This is a genomic window from Ferrovum sp., from assembly GCF_027317285.1.
Taxonomy (GTDB): domain Bacteria; phylum Pseudomonadota; class Gammaproteobacteria; order Burkholderiales; family Ferrovaceae; genus Ferrovum.
Map to the genome: position 1 here is coordinate 15,474 of NZ_DAHVHV010000010.1, position 22,431 is coordinate 37,904.

Genomic DNA, 22,431 nt, shown 5'->3' on the forward strand with positions numbered 1-22,431 from the left:
GTTAAGAAAAGGGGTTGACGTAAAACTCGGAAAGTGGTTACAAATACTGCGCTCAGTATAACGCATACCCCCATTCTTAGGTTTACTGCAACGGCCCCCATACGGGTTCATAAACATCCCCGGTCTGGGTCGACAGTTTCTGACGGATTCTTCCATCGGTACTGACGATGGCCAGAACACCCCTCCCCCCATCCTGAGTGGAGTAGAGCAGGTATTTTCCATTCGGCGCAAAGGTCGGCGACTCGTCCAGAGAGCTATCAGTCATGGGTTGCGTCTGTTTTGTTGCCAAATCCATGAGCATCACATGAAAAGCCCCTCCATCACGCTGGATATAGGCCAGTTGCTTGCCGTCCGGACTCAGTCTGGGGGAAACCGCATAACTGCTGCCATAGGTCAGACGTTCCGGAGACCCGCGCAAATCACTCAGTGCAATTCGGTAAATCTGAGGCCCGCCATCCCGGTCGGAAGTAAAGTACAGGGTCTGTCCATCCGGCGAAAAATAAGGTTCCGTATCGATTCCCCCGCTGGAAATCAGACGTTCGGGGGCTTCCGAACCATTGAGGGAGACCAGATAGATCTGCGAGTGCCCATCCTTGGTCAGAACCACCGCCAAATGCCGTCCATCAGGGGTCCAGGCTGGCGCACTGTTGCTGCCCTTATAGCGGGCCACCACATGACGGACCCCACTAGCCAAAGTCTGTACCACCACCATGGGACGACCAAGTTCGAAGGTCACATAGGCCATACGCTGACCATCAGGCGACCATTTTGGAGACAGGATCGGTTCATTGGTATGGAGCATGCTCTGCTCGTTGAAGCCGTCGCTGTCCGCCACCTTGAGACTGCGGGCCGGACCATGCTGGGTTATATAGGCAATACGCGAACTGAACATGCCCTTGTAGCCGGTGATATTTTCCAGAATGGCGTCGGCCGCATGGTGCGCCACCATACGGTACTGGTCCGCAGGCCCATCAAAAGACAGACTGAGGTGTGCCATCCGGTTGGGCAATTCCACCAGACGAAAATTGAGTTTGACATGATGGGTCGCCGGTTCTTCCTGAACATTCCCCACCACCACAAAATTGGCGTGTTGAGCCTGCCAGGCATCCCAATTCACGCCTTCCACATCAGCAGGGGCAGGTGAGACTCCCTGAGTATTCAGCGGATCAAACAGACCGGAACGTTTGAGGTCGGCCGCGATGACCGCAGACAGTTGGTGAGGCCCCGTGCCATCGCCCGCAAAGGGCAATATGGCAATGGGAGTCAGTTGCGCTCCCTGGGTGACGATCTCGAGGGTCATATCGGCATGAACCGGCACTTGAATCAGTGCCAACAAAAAAGCGATGAAAATGAGCAGATTATTTTTCATGGTGGAGTTGTAGATGAGTCACTCGAAATAGTTGACGTAGGGCCACGTCACTGGGCAAGGGTAAGGGCTGGGATCGCAGAATGCCGCGCAGAACCGCCTGGTCATAGCGCGGATCGCCACTGGACTTGACGATCCTGACGGGTTCCAGAACCCCTCCATCCGGGAGTATGGTGACATCCACCTCCAGCGTCAACCCGGCCTGAACCCCTTCGGGAACTTCCGTATTGCCGCGGATCTTGTTGATGATGGCCAACTTGTAACGGTCCACTGCCGCGGCTTGGGCGGCACGGGCATTTTGAGCCAACTGCTCGGCCTGACGACGACGCACCTCGGCATCAGCACGTAATTTGGCATCGTTTCTCTCCTCTTTGAGCGCCTCCTGACGCTCCTGACGCAGTTGCTCCGCCAGCATTTTTTCCCGTTTCTGTTGATCCGCCTGACGTTTCGCTTCCTGTGCCGCTTTTTCCTTTTTTTTCTCGAGCGCAATATCCGCGGCGCTGGGCGTTGCCGGCAAGACCGGCTTGGGTTCAGGACGGGGGGCCGGGGTGGGCTCCACGCGGGGAGGCGCAAGTGTCGGAACAGGTGCTGGCTGGGCCTGCGGCTCCGGTGTTACGGGTTGGGGTGGGGTCACTTCCGTAACGGTGGCAGGCTTGGGAATATCCGACCACAGTTCGGCCACCAGGGGAGCGGGATCAGGGTGCCGTTGCCAGGATACTCCCAGGACCAGAACCGCCACAAACAGGGCATGAACCAGCAACGCCAGAATCCAGGCCCACAGACGCACCCCCCGTTCCTGATCGACGGCCGTGTGCATCAGCCGGAACGCCCCCGCGCCAGTAAACCAATCCGGTTGACCTCCGCTTTTTTGAGCAGATCCATGACCTGCAGTACTTCTTCATAGCGTACGGAACGATCTGCCGCAATGACCACCGGACGGTCTGGTTCCGCATGATGCAAGGCCCTCATCCGGTCCACCAGCCGATCACGGGTCACGTTCTGTTCTTCGCTGCTCTGATGGGAGTCCAGAACGGCCAGATGACCGTCCAGATGCAGGATCACCTGCACGGGATCCTGCGACTGAGCGAGGTTCTGTCCCACCGAAGGCAGATCCACCTGTCCCGGGTTGATCATGGGGGCCGTCACCATAAAAATGACCAGAAGCACCAGCATGACGTCAATGTAGGGAACCACATTGATCTGACTCATCATGCGCCGCGGTTTACGTGCCATGATCAACGCCCGTTCTGAGCCGGTTTGAACTGGCGTTGCAGGATGTTGGAGAACTCCTCCATGAAACTTTCAAAGCGACTGGATAACCGGTCGGTGTCGTGGGCGTAGCGGTTATAGGCCACGACTGCAGGGATTGCCGCAAACAGCCCCATGGCGGTGGCCACCAGGGCTTCAGCGATGCCTGGCGCCACATGAGCCAAAGTCGCCTGCCCCACGTTGGCCAGACCACGAAAGGCATTCATGATTCCCCACACCGTCCCGAATAATCCCACGTAGGGACTGACCGAACCCACCGTAGCCAGAAAAGCCAGATGCGACTCAAGGCGATCAGTTTCACGCTGGAACGTGGCTTTCATGGCCCGTTGCACTCCGCTGGTCACGGCCGCCGTCTCCTGCGTCCCGGATTTGCGATGGCGAAGAAACTCCCGATAGCCGGACTCAAAAATCCGCTCCAGTGCCCCGCTGTTTTCGTTATGCCCAGAAGCACGCTGATAGAGGGCGCCAATATCCGAGGTCGCCCAGAACTCTTCTTCGAATTTGGTCGTTTGGCGCCGCGCTTTGCCCAGGGTCAACATTTTTGTAAAGATATAGGTCCAGGACAAAAGCGATATCAACAACAGTAATCCAAGCACGATCTGGACCAGAACACTGGCCTGGACGACCAGACTGACCAACGAAATATCCGAAGTAATATTCACCCTTCCACTCCCAGAAAATGTGCCAAGGCAGGCGGTATGACCGCTGCTGTAAAATCCTTCACCGTCACGCAGGCGACCATCACCTGCGCGCGCACCAAACTCTGTGTCCCGCGCACGACCGACTGCCGGAACAGCATCAGACCATGGCGCACCCCTGCCAGTTCCGCCACAGCCAGCAAGTTATCCCCCAAACGGGCAGGACGCTGGAATTTGATCTCGACACTGCGAACCACGAACAAGACCCCGTATTCGCTCGCGACGCGATCATGGTCCAAACCCCGCTCATGCAGCCAATCCGTGCGGGCCCGCTCCATGTAACGCAAATAGTTGGCATGATAAACCACCCCGCCAGCATCCGTGTCCTCATGGTAGATCCTGACGGGAACCTCGATTCGTCTGGAATTCATGAACGTTCTTCCAGGCTGAGTTCACCGGTATCTTTTCCCCCCGATACAGGCAGGCCAAAGTGATGGAAAGCGGCGGCCGTCGCCATGCGCCCACGCGCAGTACGCTGCAAGTATCCCTGCTGGATCAGATAGGGTTCCAGTATGTCTTCGATGGTATCCCGCTCTTCTCCAATGGCGGCGGCCAAGGTATCCACCCCCACGGGCCCGCCAGCAAACTTTTCAATGACCGTCTGTAACAACTTGCGGTCCATCATGTCCAACCCCTTGTCGTCCACTTCCAGCAACTTCAACCCTGCATCTGCCACCGCCTGTGTGACGCATCCTTGTGAACGGACTTCCGCGTAATCCCGCACCCGTCTCAACAGGCGATTGGCAATGCGCGGAGTCCCCCGGGAACGCCGCGCCACCTCACGGGTTCCCGCTTCATCCATGTCCATCCCCAGCAAATGGGCTGAGCGAGTCACGATCCGGGACAATTCATCTTCCGTATAAAATTCGAGCCGGGCCACGATTCCAAATCGATCGCGCAAAGGGTTGGTCAACATTCCGGCGCGCGTGGTTGCCCCCACCAGAGTGAACGGCGGCAGGTCCAGTTTGACAGAACGAGCTGCCGGCCCTTCTCCGATCATGATATCGATCTGGTAATCTTCAAGGGCCGGATAAAGAATTTCTTCCACCACCGGACTCAGACGATGGATCTCATCGATGAACAGTACGTCGTTAGGTTCCAGGTGAGTGAGCATGGCTGCCAGATCCCCCGCCCGTTCCAGCACCGGTCCCGAAGTCTGGCGCAAATTGACGCCCATTTCCCGTGCAATGATATGCGCCAGGGTCGTCTTGCCAAGTCCCGGCGGACCGAACAACAAGACATGATCCAGGGGCTCTTTCCGCCGTCTCGCAGCCTCGATGAAAATCTCCAGTTGGGCGCGCACTTTTTTCTGTCCCACATAATCGTCCAGATGGCGCGGACGCAACGCCCGTTCCTGAACTTCTTCCTGGCGCGACTCCAGTTGCCCCTGGATCAGACGATCCTGTTCGATCATTTCCTTCCCCTCACCTCAGATCCCGTCATGACTCAGGACTCCCGACGCGCGAGCCAGCCCAGAGTCTGGCGAATGCCCTGTTCCAGGGTCAAATCCCCCGCCGGCAACTGCTTCAAGGCCCATTGAATCTCACGGTCGTGGTAACCCAATCCGCTCAGGGCCTGCGCCAGTTCCACCTGGAGCGCGGCCCCCCCAGAAGGAGAAGGAGAAACTTCGGGCAGGGAGGGTACGACCAACTTTTCTTTCAACTCCAGAAGGAGCCGCTGGGCAGTTTTTTTCCCGATACCGGGAATACGCGTCAGGAGATCCACTTCCTGTCGTTCCACGGCCTGCCCCAACGCACTCACAGACAGTCCGGACAACACCGCCAGCGCAAGACGGGGTCCCACCCCGCTGATTTTCAGCAGTTGACGAAAAGCCTGACGCTCGTCCTCATCCAGGAAACCATACAGGAGATGGGCATCCTCCCGAACCACGAGGTGAGTCAGAAAACATACGGGCACTTCTTCCGCCGGCAAACGCGCAAAGGTTCCCAAAGGAACCTCGAGCTCATATCCCACCCCCTGTACTTCCAATACCACCCAGGGGGGGGCCTGATGTACCACGATTCCGCGCAACCGTCCGATCATGAGGGACTTCCCGTGCGTCCTGGCAACGAACGCCAGCGCGTGGACCGGCGCCCTGCCGCCGCCGGTGGCAGTGAACCTCCGTGCGCATGCCGCAACGCACAAGCCAGGGCATCGGCAGGGTCGGTTCGCGGAACCTCGGTTAATTTGAGCAAACGCATGACCATGGCCTGAACCTGTTCCTTGCTGGCATGGCCGTGCCCCACCACGGCCTGTTTGACCTGCAACGCCGTATATTCGTGAACTTCGAGGTCGTGCATGACCGCAGCCGCCAGCAAGGCTCCCCGAGCCTGTCCCAGCAGCAGGGTGGCTTGAGGGTTCACATTGACGAAGACGATTTCAATCGCCATGACCTGCGGTCGATGAAGTTCGATGACACTCTTCAGCCCCGTGTGAAGTACCTTGATACGTGCTGCCAGGGCCGCAGTGGAAGGCGTGGTAATGGTTCCGCTGGCCACATATTCGGGGTCATTCCCTCGCTGAGACAACTCGATGACCCCAAACCCGGTACAACGCAGGCCGGGATCCACACCCAGAATACGCAAGGCCACCATTCACTCGGACAGAACGGCGGTGGTATACACCGCCTGCACATCGTCGAGAGATTCCAGTGCATCGATCAGTTTCTGCATGCGCGCCGCTTCATCCCCGGAAAATTCCACCTCGTTCTGGGGTTTCATGGTCACCTCGGCGAATTCCGCCTTGAACCCACTTTTTTCCAGGGCCTGTCGAATGGCGCTGAATTCGTAGGGCGGGGTCACCACTTCCAGACTGTCGTCCTCATGGTGAAGGACATCGTCGGCTCCCGCCTCCAGAGCGGCTTCCATCAACCGGTCTTCATCCGTCCCCGGAGAAAAAAGCATTTGTCCACAGTGCACGAACAGGAAGGACACTGAACCATCCGTGCCCAGATTACCCCCGTACTTGGTAAAGGCGTGGCGCACATCGGCTACGGTGCGGGTCCGGTTATCCGTCAGGCAATCCACCATCACCGCGGCACCGTTGATACCATACCCTTCATAGCGTATTTCTTCATAGTTGACGCCTTCCAGATCACCACTTCCCCGCTTGATGGCGCGTTCGATGGTGTCCTTGGGCATGTTCTGGTCATAGGCCTTGTCCACAGCCAGACGCAGGCGCGGATTGCTCCCGACATCCCCACCGCCCATGCGCGCAGCCACGGTAATTTCCTTGATGAGGCGGGTAAAAACCTTGCCGCGTTTGGCATCAGCGGCGGCTTTCTTGTGTTTGATATTGGCCCATTTGGAATGTCCTGCCACGATGACCCGACCTCTGACTGAATGATGGAAATGGCTCTGATTTTAACACGGTCGATGAGGCCCGGCAGGAGTTGAAAAATGAAACTCTTTGATTCAGGCCAGGTTCGTTATAATGTGCGGTTTCATCCAATGGCATTCCTGCCCCCACAGCGCACCATGTCCACCCCGGAATCCCCCCCCTCCCAATCCCGTTCCAAAGCGGGCGAACGTCGTCAGGAAATCCTGCACATGTTGGCCTCCCTGCTGGAACGCCCCCAACCCGAGAAAATCACCACCGCACTCCTGGCCCGCCATTTGAATGTATCCGAGGCCGCCCTGTACCGTCATTTCGCCAGCAAGGCCAAGATGTACGAGGGCTTGATCGAATTCATCGAACAAACCCTGTTTACCCGGATCAACCGTATCGCCGTCGACCTGCCTTCGGGTCTGGCACAAGTGGAGGCCACCCTGACGTTGCTGCTGGCTTTTTCAGACAAGAATCCGGGCATGACCCGTGTCCTGACGGGGGAAGTCCTGCATCATGAAAACGAACGGCTGCTGGTCCGCATCGCGCAACTCTGTGAGCGATTGGAAGCATCGATTCGCCAAAGTTTGCGCCTCGCCGTCACCCACGGCGACATGTCCAGCGACCGTGCCGTTGCGGTGCAGGCGAATCTGCTGATGAGCGTCGTCATCGGGCGCTGGCATCGGTTCAGTTCCAGCCAGTTCCAGCGGTCGCCTTTGGAACATTGGGATTTGGGGTGGTCGCTTCTGAAACCGCTCGTGCGAATCTGAGGCAGGCCTTGTACCCGGCACTGCCTCCCTCGACAAAAGGAAACGACTGAAAATTACTTGGCGACCTGACGCTCGCGCATTTCTTCGAGTTGTTTGCAATCGATACACAAACTGGCAGTGGGTCTCGCCTGAAGACGATTGATGCCGATTTCCACCCCGCAACTCTCGCAGTAGCCATAGTCACCGGCTTCTATTTTGGCGATGGTTTCATCGATCTTTTTGATCAACTTGCGCTCGCGGTCGCGGTTGCGCAATTCCAGCGCCATATCCGATTCCTGACTGGCGCGATCATTGGGATCGGCGAAAACAGTCGCTTCATCCTGCATGGTATGGACCGTTCGGTCGATGTCCTGACCCAATTCCGCCTTCCAACTCTCCAGAAGATGGCGGAAATGGGCCAGTTGCAGGTCATTCATGTACGTTTCTCCCTCTTTCAGGACATAGGGAGAAAATTGTTTCAACGTGGCTTCAACCATGGCAATTCACCGTATCAACATTCCAGACAGACCTCTCGGTCAACTCATCCTATCACGAAGTTCATTCCTCAACCACGGGGGGTTCCAGCAAGGCCTTGAGGCTGAGTCGCAAACGACCTTTTTCATCCGCCTCCAGTACCTTGACCTTCAGTTGCTGCCCTTCCTTGAGATAATCTGCCACGGCATTGACCCGCTCGTGGGCAATCTGGGAAATGTGCAACAATCCGTCCCGTCCAGGAAGAACGCTCACGATCGCACCAAAATCGAGCAACTTCAGAACAATTCCTTCATAGACCTTGCCGACTTCCACCTCGGCCGTGATCTCCTCGATACGTTTCCTGGCCAAAGCGCCGGCTTCCGAAGTCAGGCAGGCAATATTGACCGTACCATCTTCCTGGATATCGATCGTCGTCCCGGTTTCTTCTGTCAAGGCACGAATTACCGCCCCGCCCTTGCCGATCACATCCCGAATTTTTTCCGGATTGATTTTGAGAGTCAGGATGCGCGGCGCAAAACTGGACAACTCTTCACGCACCATGGGCATTGCCTTCTTCATCAACCCCAGAATGTGGATACGCCCTTCGCGCGCTTGCGCCAGTGCCACCTGCATGATCTCTTTGGTGATTCCCGTGATCTTGATGTCCATTTGCAGGGCGGTGACCCCCTGCTCCGTACCGGCCACCTTGAAATCCATATCACCCAGATGGTCCTCATCACCCAGGATATCCGTCAACACGGCGAAACGATTCCCTTCCTTGATCAAACCCATGGCCACGCCCGCCGTGTGAGCCTTGACCGGAACGCCCGCATCCATCAACGCAAGGGAACCGCCACAAACCGAGGCCATGGAACTGGACCCGTTCGATTCGGTAATTTCGGAGACCACGCGGAGCGTGTAGGAAAATTCTTCCGGCGTAGGCAGGGTTGCCACCAGAGCTCTTTTCGCCAAACGTCCATGGCCGATTTCACGCCGCTTGGGGCTGCCGACCCGCCCTGTCTCCCCGGTGGAATAGGGAGGGAAATTGTAATGGAGCATGAAGCGGTCCTTATACTCTCCCTGGATTGCGTCGATGATCTGTTCATCGCGTCCAGTGCCAAGGGTCGCCACCACCAGAGCCTGGGTCTCTCCACGAGTAAACAGCACAGAACCGTGCGTGCGAGGCAATACCCCCATGCGAATGGTAATGGGGCGAACCGTGCGAGTATCGCGCCCATCGATACGTGGGTCTCCATCCAGAATCTGGTGTCGCACGATACGCGCCTCCAACTCCCCAAAAAGGCTGCGCACCTGATTTTGCCGGTCGGCATCGGCATCGGCGGGAAGCACCTGCGGCATGACTTCGCTTCGAATGGCATCGATCCGCTCCGTACGTGCCTGTTTCGCACGGATCCGGTAGGCTTCACGCAAGGGATCCAGAGCCAGTGCTTCAAGACGCGCAATCAATGCTTCATCACGGGCAGGGGGAGTCCAATCCCAGGGTTCCTTGCCTGCTTCGTCGGCCAATTCATTGATGGCATCGATGATGACCTGCATCTGTTCATGTCCATAAACCACGGCGCCCAACATGACATCTTCAGGCAATTCGCTGGCTTCGGACTCCACCATCAGGACCGCTTCCGCCGTCCCCGCCACCACCAGATCCATCTTTGACTGGGTCAGTTCGGTCGCGGTGGGATTCAGCACGAACTGGCCCTCCACATAACCCACCCGGGCCGCCCCGATGGGGCCACTGAAGGGAACCCCGGACAAGGCAACCGCTGCAGAAGCGCCGATCAGGGCAGGAATATCCGGGTCGATTTCCGGATTGCAGGACATGACCGTTGCCACGATCTGAACTTCGTTGTAAAACCCTTCCGGAAACAGGGGACGCAAAGGCCGGTCGATCAACCGGGAAGTCAGGGTTTCTTTTTCGGAAGGACGTCCTTCACGTTTGAAAAAGCCTCCGGGAATACGCCCGCTTGCATAAAACCGCTCCTGATAGTCCACGGTCAGGGGGAAGAAATCCTGGCCTACTTTAGCTTTCTTCAGGGCCACGCAGGTCACCAGAACCACGGTATCCTCCATGGACACCATCACGGCACCATCAGCCTGCCTGGCGATCTCTCCGGCTTCAAGGGTAACTTGATGGCGGCCCAGGGTAAATGTCTTGCGAATCGGATTCACGCGTTCATCCTCACTATCAATAGATTGTTACGTTCTGCATCGGTATATGAAACAAAAATGCGGTGCGCCTATCACCTCGCACCGCATTTCGAACCAGATCTTCCCCACCGGATTTTACTTGCGCAAACCCAGACTGGCGATGAGTTGGCGATAGCCGTCCATATTGGTGCGCTTGAAATAATCCAGCAAACTGCGACGTTGACTGACCAGTTTGAGCAAGCCACGGCGGGAATGGTGATCCTTGACATGGGTCTTGAAGTGCTCGGTCAGATGATTGATGCGATGAGTCAGCAGGGCCACCTGGACTTCCGTTGAGCCGGTGTCCTGGGGGGTACGCTGAAAGTCCTTCATGATCTGCGCTTTATGAGCGGCGATTGCAGCCATGTCATTCTCCAAATACGGTAGGGATTCGTCCGAAAAACACAGGATTATACACAATTAAGTCAATACTGCCAACCGGACGACATTTTTTTGATGCGATCAATCATCTTCGCCCAACTCGGGGTTCCAGCCGTTCTTGCGCGCCCGCTCCACCGATGCTTCATAGATCCTTTGGTGACGGTTGCGCAACTCGGGCGTCAAACGGCTGGGCAGGTGTCCATATTTCTCCCACTCTTCCGACACCTTGTCATAGAGTTGCTGGATCTGCCCGCTCGTCCAACCCTTGCCGTCCTGATCTTCCGGCAGCAATCCAAACACCCATGCGTCCTTGATGATCTGGGCCAAATGGGTCATCCCCCCATTGAGATCGGAGTATACGCCCTTGTAACGTTGTTCCATAGTCATCCTCGTGCCTTTCAGCGTGTCAACCCGGCATAAAGCAAAGGCAATTTCTCAGGCAAACGCGCCACCTGATCCACCACCAGAAAATTCTTGGCCCCGAAAATGCGCGAAACATACTGGTCTGCCCGCGGATCAAGGCTCAGGCAGTAGGTCATGATACCCGATCGTCCCGCCTCCTCCACAGCCTTCTTGGTATCGTAACGAAGATACTGTGGGTCGCGAACATCCACATCAGCAGGTTCTCCATCCGTCAGCACCAGCAATAACTTTTTGGCCGAACGTTGCTGCTTCAGATATTGTACGGCATGACGAACGGCAGCCCCCATGCGGGTGGACAACTGCCCCTTCATGCCCGCCAGCCGTTCTTTGGGAAGATCGTCATAATCCTGATCAAAATCCTTGAAACGGTAGTAGGACACCCCATGCCGACCATCGGAGCAGAACCCATGAATCGCGAAGGGATCTCCCACCTTGTGGATGGCGTCTGCCAACAGAACGGTGGCTTCACGAGTCAGATCGAGAACCGAATAGTCCTGCCCCGCTACCTTGTCATTGGTCGACTCGGACAAGTCAAGCAAAACCATGACTGAAATGTCCCGCACCTTGCGGACACTGCGCATCATGATGCGCGGTTCGGGCTGTACGCCCATGCGCAGGTCGATGGTACTGGCAATGGCCGCATTCAGGTCGATATCATCGCCTTCCTCCAGTTTGCGCAGACGCGTCACTCCCTGCGGCTGCATCGCGTCCAGAATGAACTTCATCCGCGCAATCAGACGCTTGTTCCGGAAGGTGATGTCCTCGATGAGCGCCAGGTCCCCTCGACTGGAGCGGCGTTCCAGAACCGTCACCCAGGAAGGCCGCTCGAGTTGAATCTGATAGTCCCATTCCGCATAGTGAAATGGGTCAGAAACCGGTTCCTTGCCTTCCCGTTCATTGAAACTGACGCCCGTATCCTCATAGGGGAAGAGTTCCGTGCCCAGCACCCAAATTTCCTGGGCGTCATCCCCTGCCAGTTCGGTGTCGATCTCGTTGACCATTTCCATCAGATTGACCTTGCGCCGCACCTGACGCGGCCGATCATACCCTGCTGCCAGTGCCGCCTCGAAATCGAACCCCTCAAAGGCCCAGATGAAACGGTTGTCATCCCGGTAAAGAGGGCGCTGTCCATCCGTGCGCGGGTTGTAAGCGATATTTTTGGCCCGAAAAGTATGCGCCAGGGAAACTCCGATGTCCCAGGAAAGTTGATGATCATCCAGGTTTTTTGCCTGGGCAAACAGGAGTCGCCCCTCCGCCACCCAAGGGTCAGGATCCTGATAGGCGGGATCCAGCAGGGCCCGACTCAGACGGTTGAAATAGTCACCAGCGCTTGCCCCCTGACCCGCATGAGCATGATGGCACTGGGCCCACAATTGCGCCAGCCCCGGAAAACGTCGAATGGCCAGGGTTTCCACTCGCGCATCCTCGATGATCTCGATCAGCGCCATCTGCAGGGGATTCAGATTTTCTGCCGAAATCGGCGCCGTGGTCGCCACCCAATGAGCGGCGCAATGGGCAGCCGCAGCCCGGTACAGACTGAGGCCGGAAACGCCCTCATGGTCATCGAAGGCATCGGGTACATGAAAGAAATAGCTCTCGATATAAGGTTTGTAGCCTTCCCTTCGCTCGAAGTCTCCGGAGGTGGGACGCATGAAGAAATCCCGCCCCCACAGGGCACGCAGATACATGTTGATCCGGCGCTGAATATCGATGAAGAGCGTCCCCTTGCGCTCCTTTTGCAACATGGCCAGCGATTCCTTGGAGGCCAAGCCAAAATACTCGATCTGCGCCTCATAGTTGGTACGATGGGCGTGGGCGCCCCAAGTTGCCCAGCGACGCAACCCGCCCAAGGTCAACTGGTTGAGCAAGACTTCCAGATTGTCGAGCATGGGCCGGACCCCACGGGGGGCCTGGCCCAGAAGATGATTGAGAAACTGGAGGTAGGCCTGAAACAGGTCGGCGTCTCCCAGTCGACTGGCCGCCACGGGAGCCGTCCCCAGCAAACGTTCGATCACCGTTCCGGAAGTCCGCGAGGAAAATCCCAATGCAATCTGTACGAGATCCGTCAGGCATTCCTCACCCACCGCCCGGGCCACCTGGGGGGCCACTTCGATCCAGGTCAGGACCAGTTCGTTTCCCCGCCCCAGATGCTGCAAGGCCGCCGTTCCCTTGAGGTAGTTGTCCAGGCCACGAGCCGAGAGTGCCCGCGTGGCCTCATGCCACTCGTCACGCAACCCTTGCTGGCAGGCTGGAGACAGGTCGGCCAGTAACGCCTGGTAATCTTCGAGATGGATCGCCATGGTCCGCCCGCTCCTCAAAAGAAGGTCATAACCGCCGCATCGAGGGCATCGCGCATGTCCGGATCATCCGTAATGGGACGGACCAGTGCCACGCGACAGGCATTTTTGGCATCCACCCCGGTGGCAATCAAACTTCCAGCATAGATCAGCATCCGGGTGGAGATTCCTTCATCCAGTCCATGCCCTTTCAGATTGCGGGCCCGTTCTGCAATGGAGACCAATTTCCCGGCCACCTCCGCCGTAACCCCGGTTTCATGGGCGATGATTTCCGTTTCGACCTCGTGCGCGGGATAATTGAAGTCCAGCGCGCCAAAACGCTGTTTGGTCGACTGCTTGAGATCCTTCATCAAACTCTGATAACCGGGATTATAAGAAATCACCAGTTGAAAGTCGGCGTGAGCCTTGATCAATTCGCCCTTCTTTTCCAGAGGAAGTACACGCCGGTTGTCCGTCAGCGGGTGAATCACCACCGTAGTGTCCTGGCGCGCCTCCACCACTTCATCCAGATAACAAAGGGCACCATAGCGGGCGGCAATGGCGAGCGGCCCATCCTGCCAGCGCGTCCCCTGGGCATCCAGAAGAAATCGCCCTACCAGATCCGAAGCCGTCATGTCTTCGTTGCAGGCCACGGTGATCAGGGGTTTCCCCAACGTATAGGCCATGTACTCGACGAAACGGGTTTTACCGCACCCCGTTGGCCCCTTGAGCATCATGGGCATGCGCACGCTGTAGGCAGCCTGAAACAATTCGACCTCATCCGCCACCGGACGATAATAGGGCGCCGTGGAAATTCGATACTGCGAAATGATATCGCTCATGGAATGATTCCTTAATCTGATCCTTGATCATGCCTCTTCCCTGACCAAACGAGGCAGAAAGAGACCCGCCAACAAAAAGCCCCCGGCCCTCGATATCGAGGTCACGGGGGCGGATGCGAGGACTTCCCCCGTTACACGGTCTTGCCGCGGAAAATCACCATGGAGGCGCCCTGCGACTGACTGAAATTGTCGTAGCCGATCAAGCGCACATGATTGTTCGGGTTGGCCTTGTGACAGGCTTCGGCTTCTGCCAAGACCTTTTCCACATCGGTTTCGCCAAACATCGGCAATTTCCACATGTACCAGTAGGAATCCATCAGGTACTCGGGTTCGATGTGTTCAATGGCCGGGTTCCATCCCTTCTTCACCAGGTATTCCACCTGTTTGCGGATTTCTTCCGCATTCATGGCAGGCAGGTAGGAGAAAGTTTCAAATTTGCGGCTGGCAGGGTCGCTCAGACGCGACTTGTAATCCATTACTTCACTCATGACTCATTCCTCAAATTAGTTTGCACGGTCGTGCGGCCCCAGAGCCACACGACATCAGGCACCATTACTTGTGGGCCACGTCCAGTTTGTCCACGGTATCGAACTCGAACTTGATTTCTTTCCAGGTTTCCATGGCGATCTTCAGTTCGGGACTATGTTCGGCGGCCTTGGTCAACACAGCCTTGCCTTCCTTCTCGATGGCAACACCCTGGTTGCGGGCTTCCACACAGGCTTCCAGTGCCACGCGGTTGGCGGCGGCTCCGGCTGCATTGCCCCAGGGGTGACCCAGCGTGCCTCCACCAAACTGCAGGACCGAATCATCCCCGAAAATGTTCACGAGGGCAGGCATGTGCCAGACGTGAATCCCTCCAGAGGCCACTGGCAGAACGCCGGGCATGGAACCCCAATCCTGATCGAAGAAGATCCCGCGCTTGCGGTCTTCCTTGATATAACTGTCGCGCATGATGTCGATCCAGCCCAGGGTGGCATCCCGATCACCTTCCAGTTTTCCCACCACGGTACCCGAATGGAGGTGGTCTCCACCGGACAGACGCAGCACCTTGGTCAGCACGCGGAAGTGAATCCCGTGATGGGGATTACGGTCAAGCACGGCGTGCATGGCCCGGTGGATGTGCAACAGCACGCCATTGTCCCGGCACCAGTTGGCCAACCCGGTATTGGCCGTCAGCCCTCCGGTCAGGTAATCGTGCATGATGATCGGCGCACCGATGTCCCGGGCATACTCCGCACGCTTGTACATTTCTTCCGGGGTGGGCGCCGTCACGTTCAGATAGTGACCCTTGCGCTCACCGGTTTCGCGTTCCGCCTTCTCAATGGCTTCCATGACGAAATCGAAACGTTGCTTCCAGCGCATGAACGGCTGGGAGTTGACGTTTTCGTCATCCTTGGTGAAGTCCAGACCCCCACGCAGGCATTCATAAACCGCGCGGCCATAGTTCTTGGCGGACAGACCCAACTTGGGCTTGATGGTGCAACCCAGCATGGGACGACCATATTTGTTCATCACATCCCGTTCCACCTGAATCCCGTGAGGAGGACCGCCACAGGTCATGACATACGCAATGGGGAAGCGCACGTCTTCCAGGCGGAGGGCACGCAAGGCCTTGAAGCCGAACACATTGCCCACCAACGAGGTCAACACATTGACGACCGATCCTTCTTCGAAGAGGTCAATGGGGTAGGCCACAAAAGCGTAATAACAGGTATCGTCGCCGGGAACATCCTCGATTTTATAGGCACGCCCCTTGTAGTAGTCCAGATCCGTCAAAAGATCGGTCCACACCGTGGTCCAGGTTCCGGTGGACGATTCGGCGGCCACGGCAGCGGCCACTTCCTCACGGTCCACTCCAGGCTGTGGGGTGATTTTGAAACACGCCAACAAATCCGTGTCTTTAGGGGTGTATTCAGGGGTCCAGTAGGTCTGGCGATATTCCTTCACACCAGCATTGTATTTCTTCACTGACATGGTTTTCCTCCATCGGGTTAGCTGCTACTCAGGGGTCTTACTGCCAAGCATCTTATAGGAAATCAAGTATAAATAAACTAAATAATTCTAATCGCCACGATCACCGAACCTTATTGATCCCGCCTTCACCCTTTCCCCGGACGACTACGTTTCAACCGCATCAAATGCTCATCCGCCTGTTTCAGCAATTCGGACGGGGATTTCATGGTATTTCGATCGCTTTCGGCAAACCCGATGGAACACGACAAAGGGCCTGTTTCCAGCGTCAACCGATGAGCCGCCTCGATCAGGCGCTCGCGCAGATGTTCCAGGTTGGAGACCTGTGCCAGGGGACACACCACCAAAAATTCATCTCCGCCCAAACGAACTGCCAGATCTTCCTGGCGGACATTCTCCCGGAGGACAGCGGCAAAGGCCCGAAGGGCGGCATCTCCGGCATCGTGCCCAAATTTGTCATTGATTCGCTTGAAGTCATCGAGATCGATGATAAGACACCCCAGCGGAATGTTACGGCGTTCCACCAAAGACCAGTGACGTTTCAGGAAAGCCTCCGCCATCCGCCGGTTGGCCAGCCCCGTGAGCGGATCCGTCAAGGCCTGCAAATGCAATTTACGAGTCGTCAATACCAGTTCGGACAATAACTTGCGGTGCGCAGACTGTTCGGATTCAAGGTTTCGCGCCACCACCAGTTTGTCCTCCAAACGCGCCAACTGAGCCCCCAGCAGGGTAGCAGACACCGTGCAGGGCAGGACGATGTCCGCCCCGATTTCCAGAAGTTCATGGGCAAAGGGTGCATTCAAGTCAGGAACCAGCACCACGATCGCCCGGCGTCCCTCGCCCACCCAGGATTCGAACAACCGTTTTTCCTGCTCCCCCAGGGTGCGGAGCCCATCCTGCCAGAGAATCATGAACTCCACCCGTTCGTTGGTCATCTGGGCCGTCACGGCTCCCCAGGAGTCCGCGCTCAAAACACCGTAACCCCGTTCCACGAAGACCGGTTCCCATGACTGACGTGTGTCCTCGGGAACCCCCACGAGCAACAGTTGCGCCGTGACCGTCTCCGGGTCACCCGTATCCTGGACGGCACTTGTGGCGGAATGATCGTGTTCCTGTTTGTGAGAATCCCACTCAAGCCAATGCTGGAGGATGTTCCCGACCATTCCGGAGAGTTCTTCCGCCAACACGTTTTGCCCCAGCAGGGCCAAGCCATATTCCAGATGGCTCATGATCTTTTCCGGACGCCGGGAGACCAACGCAGGAGCGGCCTCCCAGGCAAAATTGAGAATTTGTGCCATGACGTGACTGCGGTCATTGCCTACCCGCAATTCAGGTTCCGCCTCGGAAATTCGGATGGCCTCCGTCAGCGGATCAGGAAACCCCCATTCCTGCAGCAACGCCAGAGTGATCGCCTGATGATCGATGCCCAGTTGTTCTCGTTCCGCACCCAGTAATTCATGCGCGTTCTGCTTCAAACGAAGCAGAACCGAGTAAGGCTCCGGGTAGAAACGGAGCAGGGCCAGTTGCCCAATCCGTGCCAGCAAGGCACAGGTAAAAAGGTCGGCGGCACTGGCCGGAACATTGGGACGGTCACACATCCACTCTGCCAGCACTGCCGCCGCCAGGGAGTGACGGCACAGCGCCAGATAGGCCGAGGCATCCGGCGCACTCGAGGCGACAGCATCATCGATCACCGACATGCCCACGGCCAATCCCGCCACGGTTTTGAGTCCGAGGCGCATCAACCCTTCTTCGACGGAAGCCACCGGACGCCCCGGATTCCCTCCCGGACGGTTGGCCAGGCGGATCAGGCGCACGGTCAGCGCCACATCCCCCTTGATCACTTCGGCCATTTTGTGCAAATCCACGTCGTCCGACTGGATCAACGCATAAAGACGCAAAGCGGTGGAGGAAGGAGAAGGCAGATGGCCCAACGCACGGATCTGAAGCAGGAGAGAATCTTCAGCAAGGGTATCTGAAACGACCGATTCATCATTCATGTGCCGAGGCATCCTGTAATCCACACGCAGCGGAACTGGGAAAGGAAATCAACTGCGCCATTATGACCCCAAGCGGCAAAAGTTGCATCTCTTCCCCTTCTCACCACACGATTCTCCACAGATTGCAGTAGAATCGCCTCATGGGAGGGAAGGTCGGGTCATCGCCACTCCCGTCATAACCGAATAACGATCTGATCTGGAGAACTCCTATGCCTGCACCCATCCGACGCCCGACGCTGGTCGTTCTGGCCTTGCTGACGGCAGCCCCGCTCGTTGCCCAAGCCGGCGAACCCTATCCCGACGAACTCAAACTGGCGCACCCTGGCCAACGGGAGATCGCCAATAAACCCGGCCTGGAACTGGAAGCCATGCAGGCCGCCTGTCCCGTGAGCATGCTGAACGCCTCACCAGGGAACGCCGCCAAGAACATCCACGAACGCATCCTGCGCACGGAGGATGGCGTCATCATCGAGACCGACGCCGATCTCACCGGGGTCCCGTTTGGCACGGGAACGACCACGATCCCCGCCACCTACCGTTGCGAATATCGCGATGGTCAACTGGTTCTGGGGATCTGGTCCAAGGGGTTGATTGGCAAGTGGACCCTGTTCCAGAGCCCACGTCTGACCCAGAATGAACTGGGGACGCCGTGGCCGGCCTACCTGAAAACCAACTGATGCTTCAATGGTGATGGCCATGTTCTCCATGAACATGGCCATGTTCCAGTTCTTCTGCACTGGCACGCCGCACGCCTTTCACCGTACAGTCGAACACCAGCGTCTTGCCAACCAACGGATGATTCCCATCCAGCGTCACTGTTTCGTCCGTGACTTCCGTCACCGCAAACAGCCAATTCTGATCGCCTTCCCCCTCGCCCTGAAACTGCATCCCCACCTTGACCTGAGGCGGAAACAGCGAACGCGGTTCCGTTCTGCGTAACGTGGGATCGTACTCCCCGAAGGCCATGTCCGGCGTCATGGTCACCTTACAGGCAAACCCTTCCTCCTGACCCTCCAGCGTTTCTTCCACCAAAGGAAAAATGCCGTCATAGCCCCCATGCAGGTAACTGATGGTAGGGTCGCTCTCTTCCAGCAAAACCCCCTGATCGTCCCGCAATACGAAAGCGAGCGTGACGACTGAATTCTTTGCGATAATCATGATCGATTAAGTTCCTTGACAAGATTCAACACTTCGACCACATGGTCGCGGTTGTTGTTCACCGCTACTGCAAAACGAACCATTCCCTGGCGATCGATGATGTAGGTGATACGATCCACACAGGATCGTTTCTGCCCACCCATCTCCTTTTCCCGCAGGACATCGTAACGTTGACAAACCTCCCCTTCCACGTCCGACAGGAGCCGGGCATTCAAGCCGTGAGCCTCGCAAAAGTCCGCATGGCACAGCACATCATCCTGGGAAACACCCAGCACCTTGGCGCCAAGGCGGTCAAATTCCTCTTCCCGGTCGCTGAAACCGATGGCCTCCTCACGACATTGAGGCAACGCATCCCGCGCATAGAAAAAAAGCACGACGATCCACTGCCCCAAGTAGCCATTAAGGGAAACCATTTCCATCCCTGCATCGGGCAACTCAAAACCCGGGGCCGGTTGTCCTGTTTTCAGCATGTGGATCCTCCCGTTGCTGGATGCATTCTACCTGATCTGCCCGACAGGCAGAAAACCGGCGCGTCTTCAGCCCCCCGGCGCCGGGTTCGATTGAACCTGCGCCACCAGGGCGTACAGGGTTTCCAACGCTTCACGGGGGGTCAACCGATCAGGTTCCAAAGCGGCAAGACGCACGATTGCCGGATGAGGTTCCGGTTTCTGAAGATTTTCCTCCCGCTCGACTTCCGGCAGTGGCTTCCATTCCTGTTGAAACAGGTCGTCCTGAGCCGGGCGTAGCCCCGGTTGCTGTTCCAGGCGCGTCAATAATTCCCGCGCCCAGCGCAGCACCGGTCGGGGAATGCCTGCCAAAGCCGCCACCTGGAGGCCGTAACTGCGACTGGCCGCACCTTCTTCCAGCGCGTGCAGGAATACGATACGGTCATGGTGTTCCACTGCATCCAGATGCACGTTGGCCACCCCCGCCACCTCCCGTTCCAGATGGGTCAACTCGAAGTAATGCGTCGCAAACAGGCAGGCGCAACGATTCTTCTCCAACAGATGGCGGGCAATGGCGTGTGCCAGTGCCAGTCCGTCAAAGGTGGACGTTCCCCGCCCGATCTCATCCACCAGAACCAGGCTGGCAGGAGTCGCATGGTGCAGAATGTAGGCGGCTTCCGACATTTCCACCAGAAAAGTGGATCGCCCCGAAGCCAGATCGTCACCCGCCCCGATCCGGGTGAAAATCTGATCCAGGGGACCGAGAAGCGCGCGTCGCGCCGGCACGAAACTTCCGGTATGCGCCAGCAGGGCAATCAGGGCAGTCTGCCGCATGTAGGTGGACTTGCCCCCCATGTTGGGGCCCGTGATCAGAAGCAGACGACGCCCCTCGTGCAAACGGGTATCGTTGGGCACGAACCGTTCCACCTGCTGTTCCACCACCAGATGCCGCCCCGCCTCGATCTCCATGCGGAACTCCGCGCAGAACTCGGGAGCCACCAGATTCAGCGCCACAGCCCGTTCTGCGAAACAGGCCAACACATCCAGTTCGGCGATGGCCGAGGCCAGCATTTTGAGTTCCCCGAGAAACTGCTTCAATGTTTCCAGAACGTGTTGATACAGCCATTTCTCCCGGGCCAAAGCACGCTCTCCCGCAGCCAGTGCCCGCTCTTCAAACGCCTTGAGTTCGGGCGTGAGATAACGCTCGGCATTCTTGAGGGTCTGGCGGCGCTGGTAGTTATCGGGAATGCGCTCCCGATGTACGTGGGTCACCTCGATATAGAACCCATGTACCCGGTTGTACTCCACCTTCAAGGTGGGAATGCCCGTCCGCGCTCTCTCCTGTTGCTCCAGAGCCTGCAGGAAAGCGCCGCAGTCGTTCTGAATGCTGCGCAATTCATCCAGTTCGGCATCAAAGCCCTGCGCGATGACCCCGCCCTCCCGGATCAAAGGGGCCGGATCAGAAGCAATGGAACGCTGCAGCAGGTCCAACACTTCGCCAGGGAAATGGCGCAACACATCATGCAATTCCCGCAGACGCGCCGAGTCCGTCAGATCCTGGATTGTCGTCCAGAGATCGGGCAACCCCTGCAAGGTTTCGCGCAACGCCACCAGATCCCTGGGGCGCGCGCTCCCCAGGGCAATCCTTCCCACCCCCCGCTCCACATCGCCCGTGGTCTTGAGAAAACTTTGCAGTTGCAGGGCCTGGTGCGCATCTCCTCGACCAATGAGGCACCGAACACCTTCCTGGCGGGCCCGAATCACGCTCAAATCACGCAGGGGATGGTGCAACCAGTGGCGAAGCAAACGTCGCCCCATGGAATTGCGACAGGTATCCAGTAATGAACACAGGGTAGGAGCCCCGCTGCCGCGCAAGGTTTCCGTGATTTCCAGATTGCGTCGCGTGATTTCATCCAGATATACCCAATCCCTGGTCTGCTGGACTTCCAGGCGATCGATGTGGGGCAAGTGCGCCCCCTGGGCCTGCTGTACATAGTGAAAGAGGGCCCCGGCAGCCTGCAACATCAGCGGACTCACCGGACCGAACCCCACCAGGTCATGCACGCCGAAATGCTGCGTCAAATCGCGCAGGGCCCGATTTTCGTCGAAATGCCAGGCAGGGAGGGCATGAACCACCCAGCCTCCCCGGGTCGCCGGCTCTTCTCCACTTTGACAGAGTATTTCCCGGGCCTGAATGCGCTCCAATTCGGACATCAAACCTGGCAGCGGAACCTCCAGCACCCGGAAGCGCCCACTGCTCAAGGTCAGAACTGCCACACCCACCTGCCCGGACCGTTGTATCAGCGCCACCAGCGGGGCATCTCGATGATCCGGCAGAAGAGCAGCCTCGGTCACGGTTCCCGGCGTCACCACGCGCATCACCTGACGCGCCACCAGACCCTTGCTGGTGGCCGGATCGCCCACCTGCTCGCAAATCGCCACCGATTCCCCCAATTCAACCAGACGCGCCAGGTAGCCTTCGGCCGCATGGTACGGGATTCCCGCCATGGGAACCGGCCGACCTGCGGACATCCCGCGACTGGTCAGGGAAATATCCAGCAAGCGTGCGGCTTTTTCCGCATCCTCATAGAACAGTTCGTAAAAGTCTCCCATCCGGTAAAAAACCAGGCGATCCGGATGTTGGGCCTTCAGAGCCAAATATTGGCGCATCACCGGGGTATGGGCTGAATGATCCATGAGCGAGGGAACCTGTAGCGAAAATCGGAGGGCGTCCACCCTGAATGGAATGGATTATAATCCATGCTCCATCCGATTCCCGGACCCCCTACAGTTTTCCGCTGACACGGAAGCCCCGTCATGTCCCAGAACCCCATACCTCCATTGGCCGG

23 protein-coding genes are annotated in these 22,431 nt (G+C 57.5%); 2 read left to right on the forward strand and 21 right to left on the reverse strand.

Features of this window, described 5'->3' with window-relative positions; genetic code table 11:
• Positions 1 to 82 precede the first annotated feature (82 nt).
• From tolB to M6F29_RS04040, 9 genes are read right to left on the reverse strand one after another with little or no spacing between them, the layout of a single operon-like run.
• Entirely contained in the window at positions 83 to 1,369 is a 1,287-nt protein-coding gene (tolB, locus tag M6F29_RS04000; RefSeq protein WP_298157639.1) for a Tol-Pal system beta propeller repeat protein TolB, read from the reverse strand.
• Positions 1,359 to 2,183: a cell envelope integrity protein TolA gene (gene tolA / locus M6F29_RS04005; protein ID WP_297485039.1), complete on the reverse strand. Its 825-nt coding sequence runs from the start codon at positions 2,181 to 2,183 to the stop codon at positions 1,359 to 1,361. Before tolA ends, tolB begins: the two co-directional genes overlap by 11 nt.
• Positions 2,183 to 2,599, reverse strand: a complete 417-nt coding sequence (tolR, locus tag M6F29_RS04010) for a protein TolR (protein ID WP_297454990.1) — start codon at positions 2,597 to 2,599, stop codon at positions 2,183 to 2,185. The genes tolA and tolR overlap by 1 nt, the downstream gene beginning before the upstream one ends.
• 2 nt (positions 2,600 to 2,601) lie before the next feature.
• A complete protein-coding gene (tolQ, locus tag M6F29_RS04015) occupies positions 2,602 to 3,297 on the reverse strand; it encodes a protein TolQ (RefSeq protein WP_297454993.1) in 696 nt (231 codons plus the stop codon).
• Complete coding sequence (ybgC, locus tag M6F29_RS04020) at positions 3,294 to 3,704, reverse strand: tol-pal system-associated acyl-CoA thioesterase (protein ID WP_298157640.1); 411 nt, start codon at positions 3,702 to 3,704, stop codon at positions 3,294 to 3,296. The genes tolQ and ybgC overlap by 4 nt, the downstream gene beginning before the upstream one ends.
• Positions 3,701 to 4,747, reverse strand: a complete 1,047-nt coding sequence (ruvB, locus tag M6F29_RS04025) for a Holliday junction branch migration DNA helicase RuvB (protein WP_297498462.1) — start codon at positions 4,745 to 4,747, stop codon at positions 3,701 to 3,703. Before ruvB ends, ybgC begins: the two co-directional genes overlap by 4 nt.
• Positions 4,748 to 4,779: 32 nt before the next feature.
• Positions 4,780 to 5,376, reverse strand: coding sequence for a Holliday junction branch migration protein RuvA (gene ruvA, locus M6F29_RS04030; protein WP_297498493.1), 597 nt, complete (start codon positions 5,374 to 5,376; stop codon positions 4,780 to 4,782).
• A complete protein-coding gene (ruvC, locus tag M6F29_RS04035) occupies positions 5,373 to 5,927 on the reverse strand; it encodes a crossover junction endodeoxyribonuclease RuvC (protein ID WP_297498497.1) in 555 nt (184 codons plus the stop codon). The genes ruvA and ruvC overlap by 4 nt, the downstream gene beginning before the upstream one ends.
• Positions 5,928 to 6,653, reverse strand: a complete 726-nt coding sequence (locus M6F29_RS04040) for a YebC/PmpR family DNA-binding transcriptional regulator (protein ID WP_298157641.1) — start codon at positions 6,651 to 6,653, stop codon at positions 5,928 to 5,930. It abuts the gene before it with no gap.
• Between the two features lie 78 nt (positions 6,654 to 6,731).
• Between M6F29_RS04040 and slmA the strand changes: the two genes are divergently transcribed.
• Complete coding sequence (gene slmA, locus M6F29_RS04045) at positions 6,732 to 7,427, forward strand: nucleoid occlusion factor SlmA (RefSeq protein WP_298157642.1); 696 nt, start codon at positions 6,732 to 6,734, stop codon at positions 7,425 to 7,427.
• A 53-nt stretch (positions 7,428 to 7,480) separates the two neighbouring features.
• Here slmA and dksA read toward each other — a convergent pair whose 3' ends face one another.
• The 9 genes from dksA to M6F29_RS04090 all read right to left on the reverse strand — a co-directional run bounded on the left by dksA (position 7,481) and on the right by M6F29_RS04090 (position 17,978).
• Positions 7,481 to 7,903: an RNA polymerase-binding protein DksA gene (gene dksA, locus M6F29_RS04050; RefSeq protein WP_297455012.1), complete on the reverse strand. Its 423-nt coding sequence runs from the start codon at positions 7,901 to 7,903 to the stop codon at positions 7,481 to 7,483.
• A 61-nt stretch (positions 7,904 to 7,964) separates the two neighbouring features.
• Entirely contained in the window at positions 7,965 to 10,067 is a 2,103-nt protein-coding gene (gene pnp / locus M6F29_RS04055; protein WP_298157643.1) for a polyribonucleotide nucleotidyltransferase, read from the reverse strand.
• Between the two features lie 114 nt (positions 10,068 to 10,181).
• Positions 10,182 to 10,451, reverse strand: a complete 270-nt coding sequence (rpsO, locus tag M6F29_RS04060) for a 30S ribosomal protein S15 (RefSeq protein WP_297478829.1) — start codon at positions 10,449 to 10,451, stop codon at positions 10,182 to 10,184.
• Between the two features lie 96 nt (positions 10,452 to 10,547).
• Entirely contained in the window at positions 10,548 to 10,847 is a 300-nt protein-coding gene (locus M6F29_RS04065) for a hypothetical protein (RefSeq protein ID WP_297478831.1), read from the reverse strand.
• A gap of 17 nt (positions 10,848 to 10,864) precedes the next feature.
• The gene (locus M6F29_RS04070) at positions 10,865 to 13,189 is read right to left on the reverse strand and encodes a nitric oxide reductase activation protein NorD (RefSeq protein ID WP_298157644.1); all 2,325 of its coding nucleotides are present in this window, start codon (positions 13,187 to 13,189) and stop codon (positions 10,865 to 10,867) included.
• A gap of 14 nt (positions 13,190 to 13,203) precedes the next feature.
• A complete protein-coding gene (locus tag M6F29_RS04075; protein WP_297455026.1) occupies positions 13,204 to 14,007 on the reverse strand; it encodes a CbbQ/NirQ/NorQ/GpvN family protein in 804 nt (267 codons plus the stop codon).
• Positions 14,008 to 14,138: 131 nt separating this feature from the next.
• Complete coding sequence (locus M6F29_RS04080; protein ID WP_297455029.1) at positions 14,139 to 14,495, reverse strand: ribulose bisphosphate carboxylase small subunit; 357 nt, start codon at positions 14,493 to 14,495, stop codon at positions 14,139 to 14,141.
• A 64-nt stretch (positions 14,496 to 14,559) separates the two neighbouring features.
• Complete coding sequence (locus M6F29_RS04085; RefSeq protein WP_298157645.1) at positions 14,560 to 15,981, reverse strand: form I ribulose bisphosphate carboxylase large subunit; 1,422 nt, start codon at positions 15,979 to 15,981, stop codon at positions 14,560 to 14,562.
• 125 nt (positions 15,982 to 16,106) lie between these two features.
• Entirely contained in the window at positions 16,107 to 17,978 is a 1,872-nt protein-coding gene (locus tag M6F29_RS04090) for a sensor domain-containing diguanylate cyclase (protein WP_298157646.1), read from the reverse strand.
• A gap of 209 nt (positions 17,979 to 18,187) precedes the next feature.
• Here M6F29_RS04090 and M6F29_RS04095 point away from each other — a divergent pair, with 209 nt between their 5' ends.
• On the forward strand, positions 18,188 to 18,655 hold the full coding sequence (locus tag M6F29_RS04095) for a hypothetical protein (protein ID WP_298157647.1): 468 nt from the start codon (positions 18,188 to 18,190) through the stop codon (positions 18,653 to 18,655).
• A gap of 4 nt (positions 18,656 to 18,659) precedes the next feature.
• Here M6F29_RS04095 and M6F29_RS04100 read toward each other — a convergent pair whose 3' ends face one another.
• The 3 genes from M6F29_RS04100 to mutS form a co-directional block, all read right to left on the reverse strand.
• Positions 18,660 to 19,136 (reverse strand): FKBP-type peptidyl-prolyl cis-trans isomerase, encoded by a 477-nt coding sequence (locus tag M6F29_RS04100; RefSeq protein ID WP_297481365.1) that lies wholly within the window; start codon positions 19,134 to 19,136, stop codon positions 18,660 to 18,662.
• On the reverse strand, positions 19,133 to 19,606 hold the full coding sequence (locus M6F29_RS04105) for a peroxiredoxin (RefSeq protein ID WP_297455507.1): 474 nt from the start codon (positions 19,604 to 19,606) through the stop codon (positions 19,133 to 19,135). The genes M6F29_RS04100 and M6F29_RS04105 overlap by 4 nt, the downstream gene beginning before the upstream one ends.
• A 66-nt stretch (positions 19,607 to 19,672) precedes the next feature.
• Complete coding sequence (gene mutS / locus M6F29_RS04110; RefSeq protein WP_298157648.1) at positions 19,673 to 22,279, reverse strand: DNA mismatch repair protein MutS; 2,607 nt, start codon at positions 22,277 to 22,279, stop codon at positions 19,673 to 19,675.
• Positions 22,280 to 22,431 lie beyond the last annotated feature (152 nt).

Excerpts from the sequence above, each read along its gene's own strand:
- tolB (WP_298157639.1), bottom strand. The coding sequence starts at position 1,369 with ATGAAAAATAATCTGCTCATTTTCATCGCTTTTTTGTTGGCACTGATT.
- tolA (WP_297485039.1), bottom strand. The coding sequence starts at position 2,183 with ATGCACACGGCCGTCGATCAGGAACGGGGGGTGCGTCTGTGGGCCTGG.
- tolR (WP_297454990.1), bottom strand. The coding sequence starts at position 2,599 with ATGGCACGTAAACCGCGGCGCATGATGAGTCAGATCAATGTGGTTCCC.
- ybgC (WP_298157640.1), bottom strand. The coding sequence starts at position 3,704 with ATGAATTCCAGACGAATCGAGGTTCCCGTCAGGATCTACCATGAGGAC.
- ruvB (WP_297498462.1), bottom strand. The coding sequence starts at position 4,747 with ATGATCGAACAGGATCGTCTGATCCAGGGGCAACTGGAGTCGCGCCAG.
- ruvA (WP_297498493.1), bottom strand. The coding sequence starts at position 5,376 with ATGATCGGACGGTTGCGCGGAATCGTGGTACATCAGGCCCCCCCCTGG.
- ruvC (WP_297498497.1), bottom strand. The coding sequence starts at position 5,927 with ATGGTGGCCTTGCGTATTCTGGGTGTGGATCCCGGCCTGCGTTGTACC.
- slmA (WP_298157642.1), top strand. The coding sequence starts at position 6,732 with ATGAAACTCTTTGATTCAGGCCAGGTTCGTTATAATGTGCGGTTTCAT.
- dksA (WP_297455012.1), bottom strand. The coding sequence starts at position 7,903 with ATGGTTGAAGCCACGTTGAAACAATTTTCTCCCTATGTCCTGAAAGAG.
- rpsO (WP_297478829.1), bottom strand. The coding sequence starts at position 10,451 with ATGGCTGCAATCGCCGCTCATAAAGCGCAGATCATGAAGGACTTTCAG.
- M6F29_RS04065 (WP_297478831.1), bottom strand. The coding sequence starts at position 10,847 with ATGGAACAACGTTACAAGGGCGTATACTCCGATCTCAATGGGGGGATG.
- M6F29_RS04070 (WP_298157644.1), bottom strand. The coding sequence starts at position 13,189 with ATGGCGATCCATCTCGAAGATTACCAGGCGTTACTGGCCGACCTGTCT.
- M6F29_RS04075 (WP_297455026.1), bottom strand. The coding sequence starts at position 14,007 with ATGAGCGATATCATTTCGCAGTATCGAATTTCCACGGCGCCCTATTAT.
- M6F29_RS04080 (WP_297455029.1), bottom strand. The coding sequence starts at position 14,495 with ATGAGTGAAGTAATGGATTACAAGTCGCGTCTGAGCGACCCTGCCAGC.
- M6F29_RS04085 (WP_298157645.1), bottom strand. The coding sequence starts at position 15,981 with ATGTCAGTGAAGAAATACAATGCTGGTGTGAAGGAATATCGCCAGACC.
- M6F29_RS04090 (WP_298157646.1), bottom strand. The coding sequence starts at position 17,978 with ATGAATGATGAATCGGTCGTTTCAGATACCCTTGCTGAAGATTCTCTC.
- M6F29_RS04095 (WP_298157647.1), top strand. The coding sequence starts at position 18,188 with ATGCCTGCACCCATCCGACGCCCGACGCTGGTCGTTCTGGCCTTGCTG.
- M6F29_RS04100 (WP_297481365.1), bottom strand. The coding sequence starts at position 19,136 with ATGATTATCGCAAAGAATTCAGTCGTCACGCTCGCTTTCGTATTGCGG.
- M6F29_RS04105 (WP_297455507.1), bottom strand. The coding sequence starts at position 19,606 with ATGCTGAAAACAGGACAACCGGCCCCGGGTTTTGAGTTGCCCGATGCA.
- mutS (WP_298157648.1), bottom strand. The coding sequence starts at position 22,279 with ATGGATCATTCAGCCCATACCCCGGTGATGCGCCAATATTTGGCTCTG.